The 23,610-nt window shown below is 47.8% G+C and carries 22 protein-coding genes; 15 read left to right on the top strand and 7 right to left on the bottom strand.

What is annotated here, in order from left to right; all coding sequences use genetic code 11:
- Positions 1-24: 24 nt before the first annotated feature.
- The 9 genes from pepF to ACKKE8_RS14180 all read left to right on the top strand — a co-directional run bounded on the left by pepF (position 25) and on the right by ACKKE8_RS14180 (position 11,705).
- A complete protein-coding gene (gene pepF / locus ACKKE8_RS14140) occupies positions 25-1,884 on the top strand; it encodes an oligoendopeptidase F (RefSeq protein WP_409178679.1) in 1,860 nt (619 codons plus the stop codon).
- A 247-nt stretch (positions 1,885-2,131) separates the two neighbouring features.
- Positions 2,132-3,355 carry an efflux RND transporter periplasmic adaptor subunit gene (locus ACKKE8_RS14145; protein ID WP_409178680.1) on the top strand — a complete coding sequence of 408 codons (1,224 nt, stop codon included), beginning with the start codon at positions 2,132-2,134 and terminating at the stop codon, positions 3,353-3,355.
- 4 nt (positions 3,356-3,359) lie between these two features.
- Positions 3,360-6,455 (top strand): efflux RND transporter permease subunit, encoded by a 3,096-nt coding sequence (locus tag ACKKE8_RS14150; RefSeq protein WP_409178681.1) that lies wholly within the window; start codon positions 3,360-3,362, stop codon positions 6,453-6,455.
- A gap of 124 nt (positions 6,456-6,579) precedes the next feature.
- Positions 6,580-7,368, top strand: a complete 789-nt coding sequence (locus ACKKE8_RS14155) for an SDR family oxidoreductase (protein WP_409178682.1) — start codon at positions 6,580-6,582, stop codon at positions 7,366-7,368.
- A 20-nt stretch (positions 7,369-7,388) separates the two neighbouring features.
- A complete protein-coding gene (locus ACKKE8_RS14160) occupies positions 7,389-7,880 on the top strand; it encodes a YajQ family cyclic di-GMP-binding protein (protein ID WP_409178683.1) in 492 nt (163 codons plus the stop codon).
- A 126-nt stretch (positions 7,881-8,006) separates the two neighbouring features.
- The gene (locus tag ACKKE8_RS14165) at positions 8,007-8,483 is read left to right on the top strand and encodes a hypothetical protein (RefSeq protein ID WP_409178684.1); all 477 of its coding nucleotides are present in this window, start codon (positions 8,007-8,009) and stop codon (positions 8,481-8,483) included.
- 64 nt (positions 8,484-8,547) lie between these two features.
- The gene (locus ACKKE8_RS14170; protein ID WP_409178685.1) at positions 8,548-9,345 is read left to right on the top strand and encodes a phosphotransferase; all 798 of its coding nucleotides are present in this window, start codon (positions 8,548-8,550) and stop codon (positions 9,343-9,345) included.
- A 79-nt stretch (positions 9,346-9,424) separates the two neighbouring features.
- Entirely contained in the window at positions 9,425-11,083 is a 1,659-nt protein-coding gene (locus tag ACKKE8_RS14175; protein ID WP_409178686.1) for an AMP-binding protein, read from the top strand.
- Between the two features lie 115 nt (positions 11,084-11,198).
- Positions 11,199-11,705, top strand: coding sequence for a GNAT family N-acetyltransferase (locus tag ACKKE8_RS14180; protein WP_409178687.1), 507 nt, complete (start codon positions 11,199-11,201; stop codon positions 11,703-11,705).
- Positions 11,706-11,780: 75 nt separating this feature from the next.
- On the opposite strand, the gene leuD is transcribed toward ACKKE8_RS14180, so the two are convergent.
- Positions 11,781-12,365 carry a 3-isopropylmalate dehydratase small subunit gene (gene leuD, locus ACKKE8_RS14185; protein WP_409178688.1) on the bottom strand — a complete coding sequence of 195 codons (585 nt, stop codon included), beginning with the start codon at positions 12,363-12,365 and terminating at the stop codon, positions 11,781-11,783.
- Positions 12,362-13,792, bottom strand: coding sequence for a 3-isopropylmalate dehydratase large subunit (gene leuC / locus ACKKE8_RS14190; RefSeq protein WP_409178689.1), 1,431 nt, complete (start codon positions 13,790-13,792; stop codon positions 12,362-12,364). Before leuC ends, leuD begins: the two co-directional genes overlap by 4 nt.
- A gap of 113 nt (positions 13,793-13,905) precedes the next feature.
- On the opposite strand from leuC, the gene ACKKE8_RS14195 reads away from it, so the two are divergent.
- The 4 genes from ACKKE8_RS14195 to ACKKE8_RS14210 are packed head-to-tail and all read left to right on the top strand — an operon-like array spanning position 13,906 to position 17,318.
- Positions 13,906-14,793, top strand: coding sequence for a LysR family transcriptional regulator (locus tag ACKKE8_RS14195; RefSeq protein WP_409178690.1), 888 nt, complete (start codon positions 13,906-13,908; stop codon positions 14,791-14,793).
- A gap of 57 nt (positions 14,794-14,850) precedes the next feature.
- Positions 14,851-15,198 (top strand): thioredoxin family protein, encoded by a 348-nt coding sequence (locus ACKKE8_RS14200; protein ID WP_409178691.1) that lies wholly within the window; start codon positions 14,851-14,853, stop codon positions 15,196-15,198.
- Between the two features lie 33 nt (positions 15,199-15,231).
- Complete coding sequence (locus tag ACKKE8_RS14205; protein ID WP_409178692.1) at positions 15,232-16,140, top strand: RluA family pseudouridine synthase; 909 nt, start codon at positions 15,232-15,234, stop codon at positions 16,138-16,140.
- A gap of 59 nt (positions 16,141-16,199) precedes the next feature.
- The gene (locus tag ACKKE8_RS14210; protein WP_409178693.1) at positions 16,200-17,318 is read left to right on the top strand and encodes a YheC/YheD family protein; all 1,119 of its coding nucleotides are present in this window, start codon (positions 16,200-16,202) and stop codon (positions 17,316-17,318) included.
- A gap of 62 nt (positions 17,319-17,380) precedes the next feature.
- Here the strand turns inward: ACKKE8_RS14210 and ACKKE8_RS14215 are convergent, their stop codons facing one another.
- The 3 genes from ACKKE8_RS14215 to ACKKE8_RS14225 all read right to left on the bottom strand — a co-directional run bounded on the left by ACKKE8_RS14215 (position 17,381) and on the right by ACKKE8_RS14225 (position 19,243).
- Entirely contained in the window at positions 17,381-18,181 is an 801-nt protein-coding gene (locus ACKKE8_RS14215) for a VOC family protein (RefSeq protein WP_409178694.1), read from the bottom strand.
- A gap of 99 nt (positions 18,182-18,280) precedes the next feature.
- On the bottom strand, positions 18,281-18,733 hold the full coding sequence (locus ACKKE8_RS14220) for a GNAT family N-acetyltransferase (RefSeq protein WP_409178695.1): 453 nt from the start codon (positions 18,731-18,733) through the stop codon (positions 18,281-18,283).
- Positions 18,734-18,751: 18 nt separating this feature from the next.
- On the bottom strand, positions 18,752-19,243 hold the full coding sequence (locus tag ACKKE8_RS14225; protein ID WP_409178696.1) for an NUDIX hydrolase: 492 nt from the start codon (positions 19,241-19,243) through the stop codon (positions 18,752-18,754).
- 163 nt (positions 19,244-19,406) lie between these two features.
- Here ACKKE8_RS14225 and ACKKE8_RS14230 point away from each other — a divergent pair, with 163 nt between their 5' ends.
- Together ACKKE8_RS14230 and ACKKE8_RS14235 are read left to right on the top strand one after the other, a co-directional pair.
- Positions 19,407-20,771 carry a D-serine ammonia-lyase gene (locus tag ACKKE8_RS14230; RefSeq protein WP_409178697.1) on the top strand — a complete coding sequence of 455 codons (1,365 nt, stop codon included), beginning with the start codon at positions 19,407-19,409 and terminating at the stop codon, positions 20,769-20,771.
- A 327-nt stretch (positions 20,772-21,098) separates the two neighbouring features.
- Positions 21,099-21,548: a hypothetical protein gene (locus tag ACKKE8_RS14235; protein ID WP_409178698.1), complete on the top strand. Its 450-nt coding sequence runs from the start codon at positions 21,099-21,101 to the stop codon at positions 21,546-21,548.
- A gap of 31 nt (positions 21,549-21,579) precedes the next feature.
- Here ACKKE8_RS14235 and ACKKE8_RS14240 read toward each other — a convergent pair whose 3' ends face one another.
- Both ACKKE8_RS14240 and ACKKE8_RS14245 read right to left on the bottom strand, forming a co-directional pair.
- On the bottom strand, positions 21,580-22,101 hold the full coding sequence (locus tag ACKKE8_RS14240) for a hypothetical protein (protein ID WP_409178699.1): 522 nt from the start codon (positions 22,099-22,101) through the stop codon (positions 21,580-21,582).
- Between the two features lie 12 nt (positions 22,102-22,113).
- Entirely contained in the window at positions 22,114-23,565 is a 1,452-nt protein-coding gene (locus tag ACKKE8_RS14245) for an amidase family protein (protein ID WP_409178700.1), read from the bottom strand.
- Positions 23,566-23,610: the final 45 nt, after the last annotated feature.

Below are 23,610 nucleotides of genomic sequence, written 5' to 3' on the forward strand. Positions count from 1 at the left end.
GGCATAATACGATAGGATACACATATGGATGATTTGACCATTTCATCTGACATAAAAAACGAGGGAGTGATCACGGTGAATAAAAGCAAAACACTGCCGAAACGCAGTGACGTCCCCGCTGAATACAAATGGCGTCTTGAGGACATGTATCCCACTGATAATGATTGGGAAGCGGACGTACAAAAAGTAAAACAGCTCACAGAAAAAATCGCAGCAATGAAAGGCTCTCTGGCTACTTCCGGTAAACAGTTGCTGGCCGTGTTGACTCTGCAAGACGAATTATTGAAGACGCTTGATCAAGTGTACGTCTATGCACGTATGCGTCGAGACGAAGACAATGCGAACAGCAAGTATCAAGGGCTGACTGACAGGGCGACCAGCCTCAGCACGCAAGTATACGGTTCCATTTCGTACATACAGCCAGAGATTTTGGCGATTCCCACGGGAGACTTGCAAACGTGGATCAAAGAAGTAGAAGGTCTTGAGCACTACCGCATTTTATTGGAAGAGATAACTCGCTTCAAGCCACATACGCTATCCGCGGAGGAAGAAGCATTGCTGGCAAATATGAGTGAGCTTGCGTCTTCTCCTTCCAAAATTTTTGGGATGCTCAACAACGCTGACATGAAATTTCCGATGATCACGGATGAAAACGGCGAAGAAGTCGAGCTGACCAAGGGACGCTATACGCAGTTCATGGAAAGCAAAGACCGACGCGTGCGCAAAGAAGCATTCGAGGCGTTGTACAGTACGTATGGCAAGTTCCGCAATACGATCGCAGCCTCGCTGACATCTGCCATCAAAGGGGATGTTTTCTACGCACGGACGAGAAAATATCCGTCTGCCCTGTATGCAGCCTTGTTTGCCGATAATGTGGAGCTCCCTGTTTACGATAACCTGATTGCAACGATTCATGAGCATCTTCCGCTCATGCACCGATACATTGCCTTGCGCAAAAAATTATTGGGCGTAGATGAGCTGCACATGTACGATTTGTACGTGCCGATCGTACCTGAGACGGATATGAAAATCCCGTATGATCAGGCTGTTTCAACGATCAAAGAAGCACTTCATCCTCTGGGTGAGGAGTACGGTCGCATCCTGGAAGAAGGCTTTTCCAACGGGTGGATCGATGTGCATGAAAACGAAGGGAAGACAAGCGGAGCCTATTCGTGGGGCGCCTATACGTCACATCCATTTGTACTCATGAACTATCAGGACAATGTCAACAACATGTTTACATTGGCGCATGAGATGGGGCATGCCTTGCATAGCTACTATTCCAATCACGCACAGCCGTACACGTATGCCGATTACAAGATTTTCGTAGCAGAAGTAGCTTCCACATTGAACGAAGCACTTCTGATGAATCATTTGCTCGAGACGACGACTGACAAGAAACAGCGCATGTACTTGATTAATCATTACCTGGAGCAGTTCCGTGGAACGGTATTCCGTCAAACCATGTTTGCTGAGTTTGAGAAAATAGTGCACGCAAAAGAAGAGCAGGGAGAGCCGCTGACAGCCGAATCTCTCAGTACCATTTACCGTGAGCTCAATGTTGCCTATCACGGCCCGGACATGGTCGTAGACAGCGAGGTAGATTTGGAATGGGCGCGGATTCCTCATTTCTATCGCGGCTTCTATGTGTATAAGTACGCGACAGGCTTCTCGGCCGCTACGTCTCTTTCCAAGCAGATATTGGAGGAAGGCCAGCCAGCCGTGGATCGTTATTTGCAGTTCCTCAAGGGCGGCAGCTCAGATTATCCGCTCAATCTGCTTAAGGGCGCAGGCGTAGACATGACGTCGCCAACACCGATAGCAGAAGCATTGAGTGTCTTCAAGGAATTGCTCGAAGAACTGGAACAATTGATCGAACAATAACATGGATCAAATCCAAAAGGCAGTTCAAGTCTATGACTTGGCTGCTTTTTTTGTAAATTTTTCTTCAGGATCGTCCAATAAAAGGTAACTTTCCCAGTTTTCTTGCGTATCTATTTATGCGCTGTAAGGTGCTGTTCTCCGTCTCGGGGCGGATATGAATTTCCACCCGCTGACTGTTTTGCAGCAGAGGTAAAAACTGGCACAATTACGCCATGAGGAATGATTGTGAAAATTTGGAGGAATTCTTGTGAAAAAACGGGCATCGATTATTCTGGCTTCGGTAATGTTGGTCGCAGCTGGTTGTTCAGCGCCAGCACCAGAGGCACCGCAGCAGACAGAGGCAAAGGCGAAGGTAGTAGAGGTAGTGAAGGTTCAAAAAGCAACAAAGCCAGTGATGCTCGCAATCACAGGGATGGTGGAAGCCAAGCGGGACGCGGTGTTGTCTTTTGGTACAGGCGGAACGATCTCAGCGATCTCCGCGACCAAAGGTGCAAAAATCGCGCAAGGTCAGTTATTGGCCACATTGGATACCCGTTACCATCAAAAAGAAATTGCAGCGGCACAGGGGCAGGTGGAGGAAGCAGCAGCACGGAAAATCAAGACGTTAAAGGGCGCGACAGCAGAAGCAATTGAGCAGAAGCGCCTGCAGGTAAAAAGCGCGCAAGACAGTCTGGATAAAGCAAAGCAGGATCTCGCAACAAGCGAAAAGCTATTTGCTGGCGGAGCCATTTCGCAAAACGAAATAAATGCGAGCAAACGGGCCGTTACGCAAGCAGAGATTACACTGCGTGACGCTCAGCTGTCTCTGAATGAACTGCAAAAAGGAGCGGAACCAGAAGATGTCATGGTCGCCAACGCATCGATTAAAGCTGCTGCCGGCGGTGTAGACCGTGCAAAGAAGAGCTTGGATGATGCGAAAATTCAGGCGCCATTTGCAGGAACAGTCGTGGGTGTGAACTTACAAATCGGTGAGCAGGTGTCTCCCGGTCAGGAAATCATTCGCCTCGTTGACCTGTCCGAAATGAAGGTAACGTTGGATGTTTCCAATGATTTGATCGGTCAATTCCGTGAGAAAACGAAGGTGCAGGCTTTGTCGGACGATGGTAAGAAAAGTGAAGGAACCATTGCATTTATATCTCCAGTTGTGAACAAGGATACAGGGAAGTACCGCGTTGAGATCACGATACCGAATGCAGATGGTTACTGGCGTGGAGGAATGGCCGCGACGATTGAGGTACCGCGCCAAGTGAATGGCTTCCTCGTGCCGCTGGAAAGTGTCGGCGTGAGTCAAACCGACCATTACGTGATGGCAGTAGAGAATGGACTGACTGTAAGAAAACCAGTGAAGACCGGTCAAATGGTCGGAGACTCCATCGAAATCGTTTCTGGAGTGAAAGAAGGCGACCAGCTCCTGCGCAGTGGAATTACATTCTACGTCGAAGGGCAAAAAGTAGAGGCGAAGGGAGAATAGGTGCATGAACAAGATGATTCTCTTTTTGCTCAAGAGACAACTGATTGTCTATTTGTTTACTTTTTTGCTCGTCATTGCCGGACTGGGGTCCTTGTTCAGCTTTAATATTGAATTGGTACCGAAGACGAACTTCCCGGACATTTTCGTTCGGATTTCGGGTGGGTCACTCCCTCCTGAAGAGATGGAAGAGAAAATAACGAAAAAAGTAGAACAAGAGCTAAAAACGATTAATGATATTAAAAAATATTCTTCTTCAACGAGTGCTGGCTACGTTAGCATCAATATTTCTGCGAATGAAGGAAAAGGCGAGCAAGTCAAGCAAGATGTACAAAATGCCGTCAACCGCCTTCGCAACGGATTCCCGAAAGCTATTGATTCCGTAGAAGTCAACCAGAGCAGCTTTGGTGGCGAACAGATGATTGACTACGCCCTCGTAGGCGCTGATCCGAAGACGATGCTGAGTCTGGCTAAAACATCGATCAAGGACCGCATTGAGGAAATCGAGGGTGTCAAGGAAGTATCCGTTTCTGACCGAAGCTTCGAAAATAAAATTGCCATTTCCCTGTTGCCTGAGCGATTGAATGCGTATCAAACCAATCCTTCGGCAGTCATCTCGCAACTGCAGGATACGAACTGGAAACAAGGGATTGGGACGCTGGAGAACAGAGGTTTTGACACGGTAGTCATGATCGACAATTCGTACCAAAATGCGGAGGAAATGAGAGCACTGTCGATCGATACGCCGAAGGGAGCGGTTTCCCTAGATCAGCTCGCAGACATTGAAGACTTGCGTGGAAAAGTGAAAGATTCAGTTGCCCTGACAAATAGCTCCGTTTTTGTTCATTTGAGTGTTACACGAGCTGATGGTTATGATTTGATCACCACGCAAGCGAAGGTAGAAGAAGTCGTTCGCGAAATAAACGCAGAAGCGAATGGCAAATATACCATCAAAGTCATGTTTGAAGGAGCTTCCTTCATTAAGCATGCGGTTTCCAACCTCAGTCGTGATGTGATGATCGGTGGTGCGCTTGCGATCATCATCCTGTTCGTTTTCCTCCGTAACTGGAGGGTTACTTTGGTCATTGCAACGACACTGCCACTCTCTGCTTTTATGACATTTATCGCGATGAAAATCGGCGGGTACAACATTGACATGATCAGCTTGTTGTCCTTGAGCTTATCAGTCGGGCTGATTGTTGACGCCGCGATTGTAGTGCTGGAGAGTATTTATCACTATCGAGAAAAGGGCGAGGAGCTCAAACAGGCGATCATAAAAGGAACGAGAGAAGTATTGACGCCTGTGTTTACATCGCAGCTTACGATTATTATCGTTTTCTTGCCGCTCATCCTTGCAGATTTTGAAGACTGGCTCAAACCGATTTTGGCAACGATCGCGTTTACGGTATCTGCTGCCATTATCGCTTCAACAATCGCCGCATTCTTTTTTGTTCCCGTATTCTCCAATCGCTTCTTGCAAAAGGATAAGCACGTTTCGCTAGAAGGAGAAGGGAAAGAACACTTTATCATCCGTGCGTTCAGCGGTCTCTTGCAGATTGCGATTAAACATCGAGTCAAAACGATTTTACTTGCGATTTTGATGCTAATCGGTTCAGTATTCCTTACGCCAATGATGAAAACAGGCCAAGGGATCAATCCAAATGAAAATATCATTTTTGCCAATATTGACATGCCGATTGGGTCCACTCTGGAAAACACACAAAAAGCAGGGGTAGCCGGGGAAGAAGCGCTGCGGAAAGTCCCCGAAATTAACGAAGTATTCTTCTTCGCTTCCAAGGAAAGTGCAGAGTTATTCATTTCCTTGATTCCGAAAACAGAAAGAACGCGGGATAAGGAAGCTTTGAATGAAGATATCAACAATATTTTGAATGGCTTGCCAGGAATTGAATCGGTCTCTATGTCTTACGGACAACAGGGTGGCAGTGCGCCAATCCAGTTGGAAATCTTCGGGGACGACATGGAGCAGATGAGCAAGATTGCCACTGATCTGGAAGGAATGCTTTCTACTATTTCTGGAATTGGCAACATTCGCAACGACTTTAAAGAAGGTAAGGAAAAGGTCACGTTATTGCCAAAAGAAGAAGCTCTCGCAAAGCTGAATGTCGATCATCGTTCGTTGTTACAGCAGTTGAGCGTGCTGATTGGCAGCCAACAAATTACTTCTATTACGCAGGACGGAATTGAAGTAAACGTTGTTGCTAAAATGCCCGATAACTGGCTGAAGCACCCGGATCAACTCAAAAACGTCATGGTGAGCGCGAAAAATGGTGCTGCAGTACCTTTGGTTGACTTAGTAGATATGACCTATAGTAAATCTCCTGTTACGATTCAGCACAAAAAAGGAGAGCGGATCATCACCGTTTCCGCTGAGCTTCAAGGCGGCGATCTGGCTGGTGTCGGCCGTGAGATCGGAGAGAAGCTCCCAGGTGTAGCGATTCCAGCGGGCTACAAGGTAGAGATCGCCGGGAAATTGAAAGAGCAAAGCACGAACATGACACAAGCGATCTTCGTATTCGTCGGCGTTCTCGCATTGATCTATGTCGTCATGGTTGCGCAGTTCGGACGTCTTTCCCAGCCGTTTATCATCATGTTGACCATCCCGATGGCTCTGGTCGGTGTCGTGTTAGGATTCGTCCTTACACAGCGGACCTTCGGTGAAATGGCGATGATTGGGATCATCATGCTTGTCGGTATCGTCGTTTCAAATGCGATTCTCCTGATCGACCGGATCAACTTGCTCCGCAAACGCGGAATGGATACGGCCGAAGCCATTATCCAGGGAACCAAGGAACGGATTCGTCCTGTCATCATGACGAAGCTGACGGCGATTCTCGGGATGCTGCCGATGGGACTTGCGATGGCAGAAGGCTCTGATTTGGAAGCACCGCTCGCAACTGCCGTAATCGCTGGCTTGATCTTCCATACCATCGTCACGCTGGTGCTCGTTCCAGTTCTGTACTCCCTGTTTGAGGGGGCGAAGGCAAGAAGACTGGCGCGCAAAGCGGCACGCCAGGCGAAGCGCGAAGCAAAACGAGAAGCAAAACAAAATAAAGATAAGAACGTACCTCCGACAGAGGTATAGTGATTCGCAAGAGAAGGGGAGTATGTGCTGTACCCCTTCTCTTTTGCTTTTCCTTCGTCTGAAAGTTCTGTAGAATAAAGAGATCAAGATACATACATGAGTGAACCGTGAAAGGAGCATGCATATGGATCTATTTTTGCAAGGAAAAACGGCTCTGGTACTGGCCTCATCAAAGGGATTGGGGAAGGCAACAGCGCAGTGCCTCGCCCAAGAAGGAGCGAATGTCACAATATGTGGTAGAGATGAAGCTGCTCTGGAAATCGTTCGTGCTGAGATCGAACAGGCTACTGGAAAAACACCGCTAGCCGTAACAGTGGATGTGACAAAGGAAGAAGACATAAAGCGAGTTGTCGAAGAAACGGTCAAGCATTTTGGAAGCGTCGATATTTTAATCAACAATTCAGGTGGGCCAGCAATAGGCAGATTCGATCAGGTCACAGACGAACAGTGGATGCAAGCCTTCCAGCTAAATTTGCTCAGCTATGTACGTGCCATTCGTGCTGTCTTGCCGCATATGCGAGCGAACCAATTTGGAAGAATCATCAACTTCGCTTCCTCGTCCTTTAAACAGCCGATTGAAAATTTGCTTCTGTCCAATACGTTTCGTACAGGGGTATTGGGTCTTTCCAAGACGCTTTCATCAGAACTAGGACCAGACGGGATTCTGATTAACACCATCGGACCTGGCAGAATTGCGACGGATCGGGTGGCACAACTGGATGGGCTTACCGCAGAGGCGAAGAGCATCAGTACAGATGAAGTAAGAGAAAGTTGGGAGAAGCAAATCCCATTGGGCAGATATGGTCAGCCTGACGAGTTTGCTCGCATGGTGACGTTCCTGGCTTCGCCAGCAAACAGCTACGTGACAGGTCAATCCTTCCTCGTTGATGGGGGCTTGATCCGTGCGATCTAATAAAAGAGAGGAGAATTCCTTTGAGTAAAGAGAGCTCATTTGATATCGTGTCCAAAGTAGAGTTATCCGAAGTGAACAATGCGATTCAGACCGCATTAAAAGAAATAGAAAATCGCTTTGACTTCAAAGGGAGCAAGAGCAGCATTTCCTTGGAAAAGGAAGAGCTCGTTCTCGTCTCCGATGACGACTTCAAGCTCAGTCAGGTAAAAGACATTTTACTTGGGAAGCTCGTCAAACGGGATGTCCCGATCAAAAACCTCGATTACGGCAAAATTGAACCGGCAGCGGGCGGTACTGTCCGTCAGCGTGTCAAGCTGGTACAGGGGATCGACAAAGACAATGCGAAAAAGATCAACAGCATCATCAAAGATACAGGGGTCAAAGTAAAAACACAGATTCAAGACGATCAAATTCGCGTGACGGGAAAAAGCAAAGATGAGTTACAGCAAATCATCAGCGCGATTCGCAAGGCTGATTTGTCATTGGAAGTACAATTTATTAACTTCCGATAAGTACTAGAGGTTGCTCAAAAAGTCGTGCTTTTGACTACTAGAAAAGTTTTTGCTTCTAACTCTCTTCACTCTCGCATATGCATGTACAAATAAGTGACAAGCACTTGCGAAAGGGAGAGTAGAGACATGAAGGTCTTTATTATCAGTATGCGCAATCTCATTTTAGGCGGAATCGTTTTTCTTGTAGTACTGGTGGCGGGAATCGTACTTCTGGTCAAAGACCCTCTTAGCGTCTCAGACTCTTATCGTCCGTCAGACCCGACTACTCCTGTTACAGCGACGGCACCCATGAACCAGCCAGCAGGGTCAGAAAAGCCAGCGCTAAATATGGAAGTCAAGTTGGATGGGACGACTGCAGAAGTATCCTTGTTTACCGAGAACTTCACATTCGTTCAGGAAAATGGCGAATTGGCCGAGGCCCCAGTCTTTGGGGAGGGACACGCACATTTATACCTGAATGGCGAACCAAAAGGGATGATTTATCAACCAGAGTTTTTACTGAAAAAGTTGCCCAAGGGAGAGCATGAAATTCGGGTAGAGCTCAACTACAGCAACCACCTGCCATACAAGGTAGAGACTACGAAAAAAATCGTCGTGAAGTAAAGTAGATGGCGTTCCACAACAGGGACGCTTTCTTTTTTCGTCAAAAGAAAGGGACGTTCATAATATGTCAAAATCGTCATCGTCGAAGGAAGAATTATTAGCGGGCGGAAACGTAACGAACGTTTACCGTTCTGGCAATACAGTCAGAAGGGAAGTAAAGCCAGGAAGCAAGAACATCCATGAATTATTGAAGCACTTGGAAAGAAAAGGATATCCGTATGCGTCGAAATTTTTAGGCATGGATGAACAGGGGAGAGAAATCCTGTCCTTTATTGAAGGAGAGGCTGGTCATTATCCTTGGAAGGAATATATGCATGCAAACGAAGTGTTACAAGAAATTGCGAAAATGCTTCGGCTTTATCATGATTCTGTGAGTGATTTTCCTTTCGATGATCAGTGGCAGTCGTTGGATCACACTCCTGGCCTGCGTGAGGTCATCTGTCATAACGACTTTGCTATGTACAATATCATTTTCCATCAACAATTACCGATAGGCATTATCGATTTTGATTTAGCGGCTCCGGGTCCAAGACTTTGGGATATCGCCTATACGCTCTATACCTGCGTGCCTTTGAGTAGATTTTCTTTAACGGAATCCGGAGAAAAAATCCATTACCAAGCACTGCTGCATGCGAATCAGCGAAAACAGCGAGTGGCCTTGTTTTTTGAATCGTATGGGATGGAAATGAAGGAAGGTACGCTAGAAATGGTCTTGCTTCGTTTAGAAGGACTATGCAAAACCATTGCCAGACAAGCCAGTGAGGGCGATGCTGCTTTTCAAAAGATGGTCGAAGAAGGTCATATTCTTCACTATCAAGAAGACATCGCATTTATCAAGGAACACAAGAACCAATGGATATAGGACGATAACGGAAAAAGAAGGGATTGTGGCGGAAAAGAAGAATTATACAGAATAGTCTGAATGTTTTGGGGGTGCTTGTATGATTCATATGACCACAATCGGCAACATGTTAGACGACACAACTAGAAAGTATCAGGAAAAGGAAGCGCTGGTTTATCACGAACGAGGGCTCCGTTATACGTTTGGGGAATTTCAAGCGATATGCAATCAGGCAGCTCGGGGATTTATGTCTCTTGGTATTCAAAAAGGGGACAATATCGCGATTTGGGCAACCAATGTGCCAGAATGGGTGATTTCTCAATTTGCCACGGCGAAAATGGGCGGTGTACTGGTAACGGTCAATACGAGCTACCGGGTACATGAACTGGAATATTTGCTGCGTCAATCCGAGTCGACGACGCTTCTCTTAATGGATTCCTATCGCGATGCGAATTATCTCGCCATGATTCAAGAGATTTGCCCGGAGCTACAGACATGTGAACCTGGAGCGCTACACTCCAAAAGGCTTCCGCATTTAAAAAATGTGATTTATCTAGGAAATGAGCGACAACCCGGAATGTTTTTGTGGGGTGATTTGCTTGAACGTGCTGCATTGGTCACGGAAGAAGAGCGGATCGCGCGTCAGGCGACGCTCTCACCTGACGATGTCATCAATATGCAGTACACATCCGGGACGACCGGTTTTCCAAAAGGAGTCATGCTGTCGCATGTCAATATTGTCAACAATGCCATCAAGGTAGCGGAATGTCAGCGCCTCGGGTTAGCGGATAGGGTGTGTATTCCGGTTCCGTTTTTCCACTGCTTTGGCTGTGTGATGGGGACCTTGGCATGTGTGGCGACAGGTGCGACGATGGTGCCAGTCATCGCCTTTGATCCCGGCGTGGTACTTGCGGTTGTGGAGGCTGAAAGCTGCACAGCACTATACGGCGTACCCACCATGTTTATTGCCGAATTGAACCATCCGACGTTTGCCGAGCGTGACCTAAGCTCGCTGCGAACAGGCATCATGGCTGGCTCTTTATGCCCGATTGAGGTTATGAAGAAGGTTGTCGATCAAATGGGGATTCGTGACATTACGATTGCGTACGGACAAACCGAAGCTTCCCCCGTCATCACACAGACCGTGCCAGAGGATTCCCTCGAGCGAAAAGTATCCACTGTCGGTCGTCTGCATGCAGAGGTAGAAGCAAAAATCATCGATCCGGCGACAGGTGACATTTTGCCGTCAGGTGTACAAGGCGAGCTGTGCACCCGAGGATACCTGGTCATGAAAGGCTATTACAACATGCCAGAGGAGACGGTGAAAGCGATCGATCACGAAGGCTGGCTACACACCGGAGACTTGGCAACCGTCGATGAAGAAGGCTACTATCGGATTACCGGTAGGCTCAAAGACATGATCATTCGCGGAGGGGAAAATATTTATCCTCGTGAAGTGGAAGAATTCCTCTATACACACCCAAAAGTGTTGGACGTCCAGATTGTAGGTGTACCTGATGCTAAATACGGCGAGCAGGTATTGGCGTGCATTCGGGTAAAGCCTCATGAAACGTTGACGGAGGATGAGGTACGGGACTATTGCGAAGGGAAGATCGCTCATTACAAAATCCCCCGCTACATACAGTTTGTAGACGAATATCCGATGACCGCCTCCGGTAAAATTCAAAAGTTCAAGCTGCGGGAGCAAGCGCTGGAACTGTTTGGACAAAGCCATCCAAACCAGACGGGAACTGCATAGGAAGAGATACACGCGCCAGGGAGATGCTCCTGGCGTTTTTTATATAGTTCTTTACTTTCTGGTAACTCTTGTCTAAGATAAGTGGAAATTTAAAATGGGAGAGGTGCAGCTTAGAATGGAAGTTCGCTTTTTGGGACCAGACGATGCAGATGAGCTTATTAAAATTAGATTGGAAGGGCTGCAAACTGATCCAGATGCATTCGGCTCTACCTATGAAGAGGAAATCCAAATGCCTGGGGAAGAGTGGCTGAGAAGACTTTCGCAAGGAGAGTCAGGGGATAGCGGCTATTTTGGGGCATTTGTGGAAGGGCAGCTGGCAGGGATCATCGGTTTTTTCCGCCACAGAGGGTTGAAAGCAAGACACAAAGCTTCTATCGTCTCCATGTACGTTCGTGAAACGTATCGCGGGACAGGTGTTGCACAAGCGCTCATGCAGGCAGAGCTCGCGTATTTGAAGACGCGGGGAGATATCGATACGATACAGCTCGCTGTTGTCACGACCAATCCGGCTGCCATTCGTCTTTATGAAAAAATGGGCTTTCTCCCATACGGTTTAGAAAAGCGGGCACTAAAAATCGGCGATCAATACTTTGATGAGAGCCACATGTATATTCTTTTATAGGACAAACACGAAAAAAGCGAAGGGACACAGTAGTGGATGCCTTCGCTTTTTTATGGGCTACGCTATGGATGAAAATTAACGACTTGCTTCGTATGCAGTGATCTTATCTTCATACTGCAACGTAATTCCAATATCGTCGAGGCCATTCAGTAAGCAGTAACGACGATAGGAGTCTACCTCGAACGGGTAGGAGAGACCTTCACTGTCACGAACAACTTGTTCTTGCAGATCGATGGTCAGCTGGTAGTTCGGCTTGTTTTGAGCACGATTGAACAGCTCATCGACTTGCTCTTCACTCAACTTGATCGGCAGAATGCCGTTTTTGAAGCAGTTGTTGTAAAAAATGTCCGCAAAGGATGGGGCAATTACACAACGGAAGCCATAATCAAGGAGAGCCCATGGTGCATGCTCACGAGAGGAGCCGCAGCCAAAATTGTTGCGGGCAAGAAGGACAGTAGACTCCTTGTACGCAGGCGTATTCAGAATGAACGTATCGATTGGTGCACCATCGACAGTAAAGCGCCATTCGTAGAACAGGAATTGACCAAAACCGCTGCGCTCAATGCGCTTCAAGAACTGCTTGGGGATAATTGCGTCCGTATCTACGTTTACACGATCGAGTGGGGCTACCACTCCGGTGTGGATGACAAATGGATTCATTGGAATACCTCCTTGCTAGCGTTCTCGCTTTTCCATTCACGTACATCGACGAAGTGACCTGCGATAGCTGCTGCTGCTGCCATTTCCGGGCTGACCAGATGCGTCCTTCCGCCTCGTCCTTGACGACCTTCGAAGTTCCGGTTGGAGGTAGAAGCACAACGCTCACCCTCGGAAAGGATATCTGGATTCATCGCGAGACACATGGAGCAACCAGATTCGCGCCAGTCAAAGCCAGCTTCTTGGAAAATGAGGTGCAAGCCTTCTTGCTCAGCGAGTTGCTTAACTGCCTGAGAGCCTGGAACGACCATCGCGTGTACAGAAGGGGAGACCTTGCGTCCTTTTGCCACTTCGGCTGCTTTGCGCAAGTCCTCGATCCGACCGTTCGTACAGGAGCCGATAAACACGCGATCGATTTTGATATCGCTCATAGGAGTGCCTGGTGCAAGGTCCATGTACGCCAGAGCATCTTGTGCCGCTTTGCGCTGAGCGGTTGTCTCGAATGACTCGGGGTTTGGAACGGTGCTCGTAATGTTCGTTCCCATACCAGGGCTCGTTCCCCACGTCACTTGCGGTGCGATCTCGGCTGCCTCGATTTCTACACAGGCATCAAACGCAGCGCCTTCGTCCGTGCACAGCTCTTTCCAAGCCTCGACAGCTGCAAGGAAATCTTCCCCTTGCGGAACGTAGCGCTTGCCTTTCAAGTAGTCAAAAGTAGTTTGGTCAGGGGCGATTAAGCCGGCACGAGCGCCACCCTCAATCGTCATGTTGCACACAGTCATGCGTTCTTCCATGGTCAGGTTGCGGATCGCAGCACCTGTGTATTCTACGACGTACCCAGTTGCAAAATCAGTTCCGTATTTTGCGATAATCGCCAAAATTAAATCTTTTGCACTGACACCGAATGGCAGGTCGCCGTTTACGCGTACTTCCATCGTTTTTGGTTTGGATTGCTGCAAGCATTGCGTTGCGAGTACATGCTCCACTTCACTGGTACCAATACCGAAAGCGAGGGCACCGAATGCGCCGTGAGTGGAAGTGTGGCTGTCACCACAGACGATTGTTTTGCCTGGATGCGTCAGACCGAGCTCAGGACCAATGACGTGGACGATCCCTTGATCTGGGCTGTTCAAATCCGCCAGTGTAATCCCGAATTCCTCACAGTTCGCCGTCAAGGTTTCCATTTGTTGACGAGAAATCGGGTCTCTGACATTAAAACGGTCAGCAGTCGGTACGTTGTGGTCCATGGTTGCGAAGGTAAGCTCTGGACGGCGTACTTTGCGTCCAGCCAAGCGGAGTCCTTCGAAAGCTTGCGGTGAAGTCACCTCGTGAACCAGGTGCAGGTCGATATACAAAAGGCTCGGCTTGCCTGCCTCTTCGTGAATAACGTGATTGTCCCAAATCTTTTCAAACATCGTACGGGCTGTCATTATGATTCCTCCTTCGTTCAAAAACTCTTAACAAGGTTGTAACATGGCAAAGAGAATAGATCAAAGATATAATAATTATAAGAAGGATAGTTTTTGCCTATCGGGAGGTCTATATGGAGTTACGACAAATTCGTTATGTACTCGCTGTTGCGGAAGAACGCAGTTTCTCTCGGGCAGCCAATCGATTACATTTGGCCCAACCATCGTTGAGCCAGCAAATTGCGAAGCTGGAGAAAATACTCGGTGTCAGCTTGTTCCATCGCTTGCCGCAGCACGTAGAACTGACTGATGCGGGCCAACGCTTCATACAGGTGGCGCAAACGCTCGTCGACATGTCAGAGGGGCTAGAGAGGGAAATGCGAGCTTATGCCGTAGGAGAAAGCGGCAAATTGCTAGTAGGAAGCCTACCGATTACAGGGGCGTACGTGCTGCCAAGGGTGTTGCCTACGTTTACACAGCAATTTCCCGGTGTTGAGCTGCAATTGATGGAGGAAACGTCGAGTCATTTGGAGCAACTACTCGTGCGGGGTAAAATTGATGTAAGCCTACTAACCATGCCCATCAGTGATCCGTCTCTGGAAATCATCCCCGCGATCAATGAGGAAATCTTTTTGGCGGTACCAGCTAATCATCCGCTCGCGAAACGAAAAGAAGTCGATCTCGCGGAGGTAGCCGATCAGCCTTTTATCCTGTTAAAAGAAGGACAAGGCTTCCGCACGATTTCGCTCCGGCTCTGTGAGCAGGCGGGATTCCGACCGCGAATCGTGTTTGAGAGCTCGAACATCCAGACGGCTCAGTCACTTGTTGCAGCAGGCATGGGGTTGTCTTTTGCGCCGAAAATGATTACGCTCGCACCTGGAACAATTGAACCACCTACTTATGTGCGAATAAAATCAAAACCTTCTCGCACACTCGTCGTGGCGTATCGAAAGGACAAACCATTATCACGCCCGGCTGAAGCGTTTGTGCAATGTCTCATCGAGCAGGGTGGAAAAATATAGAGTGATTTCCCGTGCCTGTGGTACACTATTTCCAAATCATTCTGGGAGGAAGATAACATGAGAGAAATTAAGACAGAAGCTGAGTTCGAGGAAATAATCGCAGAAACTAAGCCAGTCATCGTCAAATTCTTCACGGATTGGTGCCCAGATTGCCATCGCATTGATCCATTCATGCCTGCTGTGGAGGAAAAATACAAAGAACAGCTAGACATGATAGAAGTCAACCGTGACACTCTCCCTGACTTGTCCCAAAAGTACGATGTCTTCGGAATTCCGAGCTTTATTGCGTTCCATAATGGAAAAGAACTGGTTCGCTTCGTTAGCAAGCTCGGAAAAAGTCGGGAGGAGATCGAGCATTTCCTGGACCGTGCTATTCAAGTCAGTAAAGGACTCGAGCAAGCGTAATTGCATGAACATAGAACAGGGAGATAGACAGAAATGTTATTCATGAAAAAAGAAGGGGAATGGCTCGTCGCTCATTTACGAGACAAAGACGATGCTATCCCGATTGGGAACCTGCTGCGCGAAGAGTGGAAGCTGCCTCGCAAGCAGGTCCATCTTTTATTCCAACACAAAGAAGTACTGCTGGATGGCGCCTCTGTTGCTCAGCATGTTGCAGGAAAAGCAGGGCAGGAAATTCGCCTGCGGATGTGCAAGCCTGAGCCATTGGGGCTTGATCCGGCTAGTGAAGTTCCCGAGATCTTGTACGAGGATGATCATTTGCTCATCGTGAATAAACCGGTTGGCCTTTTGTTACATCCGACCGAACGCTATCATCATGTGACGTTGGATCATCTCGTGTCGGGGCACTTTTTCCGTACAGGTTTGGAAGCAAAAGTCCGCCATGTCCATCGACTGGATCAGGATACGTCAGGCGTCGTTCTGTACGCGAAGCATGCGTGGGCTTCTGCACTGTTAGATGAAATGCTGCGTGAGCGCACGATCAAGCGTACTTATGTCGCGTATGTTTCCGGACAAATGACCAAAGAACGTGGGAAAATCAATGAGCCGATCGGAAAAGACCGGAATCACGGGACGCGCAGAAGGGTCACACCAAACGGAGATCCAGCGATTACCCATTACCAGGTGAAAGAACGTTTTCAAACAGCTACGAAAGTAGAATGTCAATTGGAGACGGGGAGAACCCATCAAATTCGCGTACACTTCAGTCATATTGGGCACCCGCTTTTAGGGGATGAACTGTATGGTGGCAAGCGCGAACTCATTAAGCGACAAGCGCTGCACGCAGCAGTGCTCAAATTTGTGCATCCATTCGGGGGAGAAGTCATCGAAGTCACGGCTCCGTTGCCACTCGATCTGTTTCACTTGGAAAAGAAGCTGAGATAATCGCCATTTGACTACGGACTGAATAAACTGCCAAGGAGGAAACGAGAGAGGGTGGTCTTTTGAAACGACCCATAATCGGCATCTTGACTTGGCGGGAAGGCAAACGCTTTGCAGAGCCAACCTATTTTCGGCGACTACTCAAGGCTGGACAAGAACTAGGCTGTACCGTTTTCTTGTTTTCACCAAACGATGTGCTTGGAGCCGGCAAGCAGGTGAGAGGGTATGTCCCGGGGAGCAATGGCGGTTGGCAAGCAAGGATATTTGACCGTCCAGACGCTGTTTTCGACCGATACCGCTATACACCGACACAATCGTTTAAGAACTATGTGGCCTTTCGGCGGACGAGTAATTTTTTGTACGCAAACAATCGCTTGGCAAACAAATGGCGTGTACATGAGGTGCTGCATCGGGACCCCAGAATGCATCGTTGGCTTCCGGAGACTCACCTCTACAACCGACAAAGCCTCGTCAACATGCTAGGCAAGCATCCATTGCTCTACGTAAAGCCACTCAATGGAACAGGGGGACGAAACATCCTGTCGATTGAAAAGCGTGGCGACGAACTTCGACTGCTCGGACGGAACAAGCAAAGGGCGAAAGTATCGACAGTAGTAAGAGACAAAGTCGCTGCCCAGAGATGGGTAGATCGTTGGACGAGACAGGAGAAATACATCGTTCAGCAAGGACTTCGTTTGCAGCTGGTTCCTTCGCGTGCAGTAGACATGCGCCTCTTGATTCAAAAGAATGGGCAGGGTGAATGGAGCATGACAGGTCATGGAATTCGCGTGGGTCCAGAACGCAGTGCCACCTCTAATTTGCATGGTGGCGGAAAAGCTATCCCTGTTTCGGTATTCCTCCGACCGAGGTTTGGGGAGGAACGCACTGCGCAGATCGTGCGTGATTGCGAACAGCTTGCTTTTCAAACAGCGGAAACACTCGAGGATCATTTTGGACGGATGGTTGAATTTGGACTGGATATTGGCATCGACATAGAGGGTCGCGCGTGGCTGATCGAAGTGAATCCCAAACCAGCTCGGGAAATTTTCCGGGAGATGGGGGCAATGGAGCAGTACAAGAATGCCATTTCTCGCCCGCTTGAATACGCCATCTACCTTGCGAAAACACAAGGACGCGAAGGTCGCGAGCCACTTTTGAAGAGAAAGGTCGCCAGAGGATAGCATGAAAGCAGAACAGCGGCAGTCAGGACAACGTCTGAAGTCCTCGTCTGCCGCTGTATTTGCTAGGTGGAGATCGAAAGCGGTAATTGCAATTTGGTCGGGATGTCTGGGGCGTAATCGGGTGTATGGATAACTGAAAAAGAGTATCCTTCCCGGACGAACGTAAGCTCATGAGCATCCGAATGGAAGAGGACATTACTTTTTTCAAAGCGCCTCCGCACTTTTTGCAGGAACGTTTGGTCAGGTGTTCCAAAAGTAACGTGCATTTTCGGTGGTAACGCTTTCATGGCGATGGGAATCCAAGGCCTGTTTTTCCATGTGGCTACGATATGTGCCGTGCCCCCGATGACGAAGTTAAAATTTTCGCCATCCTCGTATGTTTTCATGCCTATATTCGATTTTAGCCATTGCGTAAATACAGGCACGCTCTCCACGGGACAGCCCACTTCCCGTAAATACAGAATGTGCAGGGGAGTGGATGGCACGACGACCTCTTCTGACACATACTCGTGGGCTATAATCTCAAGAAGATTCCCGTCTCCATCGCGGAAATACAGGTTCCTCCGTACTTTTTCCTGATCAATGTCATGCCCATCCTCCCATCGAACAAGCAAAAGACCAGATTCTTTGATCTTTTTCGCTGATTCATGAAATAGGGAGTAAGGCACTTGAAAAGCAATATGGGCGGGGGAAATCGGTTCATACACTTCTTCAAAGGTTAAACGAAAATCGGGTGTGACTTGAAACGTAATCTGTTTGTCTGATTGAGATGAAATGGGAAAGCCGAGACGGTCTGCGTAAACCTGATGTACCCCTTGGATGGACACAGTTTGTAAGGTTAATTTAGAAAAATGCGTGATCACCTAGCCTCACCTTTTCCTATAGAAAGATAACGTACAAAAAGATAACATAATATAAATTATGTATACTCATTCGGTTCACACTGTTTCTAGACAATCTTCTCAAATATCTTGAGAGAGGCGAACCATATCTACCACCTGAATCCCGTTTTCGTAAATCTCTTCCTCATAATGCCGCAAGAAAAAGTCCCGATCGATCCAATTCATCCGAAATCCACACTTTTGATAAAGGGCGAGCTGACCCACGCTAGAATTCCCTGTTCCGACCTCGATCGTCTTATAACCGAGAGATTTGGCTACTTCAATCGAATGAAGAACGAGCAATTTGCCAATGCCCTTGCCTTGCTGGGCCTCATCGACGGCAACATTCACGAGTTCAATCGTATCCGGTCTCGTTGGAATCAAGACGTAGACCCCTACGATGCTATCCTCCAGAACAGCGACATAGCATTGACCTCTTTGTACATAATCTTTCACCAATCTGACAGAGGGGTCAGCCAATAAGAGTAAATCCATTGGTGGTTGTTCCTGTACGGCAAGCTTGCGAATTTCCATCCGTGTTTCTCCTCCGAATCAAGTTGTTACCGGGTTTGGCAATGGAGCTGTTTCATAGTTGACAACCTGGTTATTTTCGTACGTAAAGAAATGCTGACAAGGGTCAGCTTCTTCCAACATGTATGGTAAAAACATGGGAAGGTTTTCTGGGACGCCAGCATTGTCGGGGTCCAAGATCCACGCTAGCTCTTTCCAGTCAAGTATGCCTTCTTCCACTACCTGTGGGGTTTGAGAGCGCTCGTAGTCTTCTGGAAGATGAGCGAGGAATGCATACATACCGCCCGTTTCCATTCCATCGACTAGCCAAGAGACAATTCCTTTGTAGCAAGCGGTTTCTAGCAAAATGCCCGTCTCTTCCCGAACCTCACGAAGAACACTGTCCAATGGAGTCTCTCCGTGCTCTAGCTTACCGCCTACGCCATTCCATAGCCCCATCAACGGTGATTTGTTGCGATTCAGCATGAGTATTCCATTTCTATGTTTGAGAAAGCATATGGTATAGCGGTACATGTTATCACTTTCCTTTTTGTTACAGTCGACTTCTTTAACACGACCATTGTATCAAAAGAGTGGATTCATCCGTAATTTTTATTTTGGTTTTCGAAAAAAGTTTCGTAATATTTCGTTATAATAACAAAGAAGAGTGGAAAGAAGAATAGGGGGCTCGTTCAAGATGGTAAACAATGAAAAGTTGGCAGGGCTAACAGTGGAGGAGTGGAAAATGAAATATCCGCTTCTTCCTAACATGATGGAGACGGATGAAGTGTTCTGGACGAACCCTAGCTATGATGAGATCGCAAAAGCAACTCTCTTTGTTACGCCAGAGGAAGTCCAGGATGCAGAAGAACGCTTGCGACGCTTTGGCTCGTTCATTCAAGTGGCTTTTCCCGAGACGAGAGAAGCTGGTGGACTGATCGAGTCCCCACTCGTTCCAATAAAAGAGATGCAAAAGCACTTAGAGTCTCGCTTTGCGTCGGACATACAGGGGAATCTCTGGTTAAAATGCGACAGCCATTTGCCTATTGCCGGTTCCATCAAGGCGCGTGGCGGAATCTACGAGGTGCTGGCACATGCAGAAGAATTGGCCCAAAAGCATCAGATGCTGCAACCGGACAATGATTATGCTATTTTGGCTTCGGATGCGTTCAGGGAATTGTTTTCCCGTTATTCCATTGCGGTAGGCTCGACAGGAAATCTCGGTTTGAGCATCGGGATCATCAGCGCGAAGCTCGGTTTTCAAGTCACCGTACACATGTCAGCGGACGCCAAAGCATGGAAAAAGGAATTGCTGCGGGCAAAAGGAGTCCAGGTTGTGGAGTACGCATCGGATTACGGAAAAGCAGTGGAAGAGGGCAGGAAGCAGGCAGAAGCCGATCCGAACTGCTATTTCATCGATGATGAGAACTCCAAGCGATTATTCCTTGGCTATGCAGTAGCAGCAAAACGATTGAAAAGGCAGCTAGAGGAACAACAAATAAAAGTAGATCGTGAGCACCCGTTGTTCGTCTACCTTCCGTGTGGCGTTGGTGGTGGTCCTGGTGGTGTAGCGTACGGGTTAAAGCTCGTTTATGGTGATCATGTTCATTGCTTTTTTGCGGAACCAACTCATTCTCCCTGCATGCTGCTAGGTTTAATGACAGGCCTGCATGACAAAGTCTCCGTTCAAGATTTTGGGATAGATAACAAGACAGAAGCAGATGGTCTAGCAGTTGGTCGACCTTCCCGATTTGTAGGAAAAATGATGGAGGACTTACTGAGTGGCGTGTTTACAGTGGACGACGAGGAGCTATACGCTTTATTGCGTGCCTTGCGTGATCACGAATCCATTCGATTGGAGCCGTCTGCATTGGCTGGTATGCCAGGACCTGTTAGATTGTTTCAGCAGGAGACAGGGCGTCACTATTTGGCGAAGCAAGGTCTAACGGAGAAAATGAAAAAGGCGACTCACATCGTATGGGCGACGGGTGGGAGTATGGTGCCGGAGCATATTCAGGATGAGTACTATGCGAAGAGTCTGGATGAAAATGGAATCGAATAAGAAAACCAAAATGTTTATGCTACATAATATTTGTTATGTAAACTAATTTCATGAGCTCTCATTAGTGTTATCGTTATCATCGAGAGGAAAGCCCGGATGACTCCTCCGGGCTTTTGTTCATTCATTTTATGGATAAAAGATAAAGAGGATGTCAATTTTTCGTTTAAAACGATTGAAAATGAGAGCAGGAGTTTGCTTTTTTTACGAGAATTAGTGAGAGACAACCCATTTTCGCGATTCCGTCCGCTTTGCTGAGACGGTTTTTTTCTGTAAGAAGATTTGGTTTCGATATTTTTTGGCGAGACTGAAATCGAAGGAGGGATATACGTGGACCAAATACTTCAACTGATCAAAGATTACTGGCCGATTGCGCTAGGTATCATAATCATCATCATGGCCGCCCAATGGGTGGTGCGAAGTATCATTCGAATTATTTCGCTCGCTGCTATTATTGGTGTTGTGCTCGTGTTGTTTTTCCAATTCAGCCCTGAAGAAGTGATCCAAATGGGACGACAAGCAGCCGTAGCGACGCAGGAAGTCGTCGATAAGACGATTACACCAGTCTTGGACAAAGAGCTTAAGGATGCCGATATTTCCTTCAAAGAAGATGGCACCTATGAAGTGAAGACAACGAGTATTCGTATCGTAGGTAAAAAAGGCGAATCCAAAGCGACTGTTTATTACAAGGATGACGAATGGGAAGTAAATATCGGGCAATTGAGCAAGCTGTTCCAGGACCGACTCGGTAAAGCGGAGCAAGAAAGCAAGACGATGTAGAAAGGGAAAAACGCATGGACCCAAAAAGGTCTCATGCGTTTTTTGCTGGATAGGAGAGTACTTCCTTTACCCACGTATCTAGCAGATGCTGATATTCTTCGCTCGTTTTGATTCCAGCGGCTGAGGCAAATTGTTTTTCGAGTGGGAGCGTGTGCAGTTTTTTAGCGAATCTCCTTTCGATATCATCTTCATCTTCGAATACCAGATAGACGACATCTTCCAAGGAGCGATAGCTCGTAACACCATACTCGATTTCATTCAATATCGTTTGAAAATGACCGTGACGATACTGGCAAAGGATGAAAGTGAAATCTAGGTTGTTTACGATTTCCAAAAATCTGTTCAAATACGCTGGTTCCACCATGATACACTCTAGCATAGTGTGTGGATAATCAGAGTGACGGATGTGAAATTCTGGAATAATTTCGATAAAGCCTTGCTGTCGTTCGGGACTGGCTTTGCCATAGTAATCATAGTTGAATTTGCGAATGATTTTCTTCAGGTGCTTGAAAGGGATTTCTGTGCCAATAAAAAGTCCGTAATATCGGTTCATTCTGTGCTTCCCCTATACTGTTGTCATATTCGGAGCCACACGCAGTCGAGTTGCTTGCTCATAAGCGTAGGCCAGGCGAAGAAGAGCAGGTTCCTGGAATGCCAAGCCAGTCAGCATGATGCCAAATGGCTTGCCCGCGGAAGTATAGCCAGCTGGAACGGTAATCGAAGGGTAACCAGCTTTGGCCGGGATAGCATAACCCGTACTGCCGGGGTACAAGAGGGCATCGAGTTCGTGCTCCTTCATGACAGCATCAAGGCCTTGTTTCTGTGTCATTTCCAAATCGAACAGGCGATTCGCCAGATACTCCGGCTCTGTCAGTGTACCACTTGTTTGCTCGGATTCTTCCAGCAGCTCTTGCCCGTATAGCAGGGCTTGTTCCTCATGTGCCCGATTAAAAGCAATGACATCCTGTAAGGAGCGGATCGGGTAGGAGGCTGGTAAGGTTTTTAAGTACGCATTGACGCCGACCTTGAATTCATGTACCAGAACTTGTCTATCCCACTTGGCATTTTCTGTCGGAATGGTGACTGCATCTATGACAGTTGCGCCAGCCTCTTTAAGCTTTTCAATAGCTGCTTCATACAAGGCGATCTCTTCGTCATCACACTTAGCCAAAAACCTTGAGCGTACAACACCGATGCGCGCACCCTGCAATCCATCTGCATCGAGGAAGGGAAGGTAATCGGTATGTGCTAGACCTTCGCTTTTTCCAGTCGCCGGATCATTTTCATCTATACCAGTTATGGCACTAAGCAAAATAGCTGCATCTGTCACAGTTCTCGCCATCGGTCCGGCCGTGTCTTGGCTATGCGAAATCGGGATGATACCCGAGCGGCTGATTAGCCCAACAGTAGGTTTGATTCCTACGAGCGAATTGTGCTCCGCTGGGTGGAGAATCGACCCGGAAGTCTCAGTACCGACTGCCACAACGGCAAAACCTGCGGCAATCGCAGCAGCCGAACCGGAGCTAGACCCACCGACATCGAGTACACCAGGACCGTATGGGTTCAACACTTGTCCACCGCGCGAGCTGTAGCCATCTGGCATGTCATTGGAGATATAGTTAGCCCATTCCGTCAAATTTGTTTTCCCTAAAAGGACGGCGCCTGCCTCTCGGAGCTTGGTCACAACAAATGCATCCGCAGAGGCAAATGAATCAGCTAAAGCTAGAGCTCCAGCCGTCGTGTGCATCTTGTCCGATGTCGCAATGTTATCCTTGATCAGTACAGGGATTCCGTGAAGCGGCCCGCGACTGCCTGACACCGCTCGTTCCCGATCCAGTGACTCTGCGATCGCCAGTGCATCTGGGTTTAGCTCACAAATGGCATTGATTCGGATTCCTTGTTTGTTATAGGTGGCAATCCGCTGTAAAAAGGCGAGGGTCAGTTCCCGGGAAGTTGTGGTTCCAGCTGTCATTGCAGCCTGCCATTCGAGTATGCTTGTTTCATGAATCACTGACATAATGTATCCCCTTTTACGAATGATTTGATTTTTATTATAGTACCA

This window comes from Brevibacillus fortis (assembly GCF_046196545.1).
Classification (GTDB): domain Bacteria; phylum Bacillota; class Bacilli; order Brevibacillales; family Brevibacillaceae; genus Brevibacillus; species Brevibacillus fortis_A.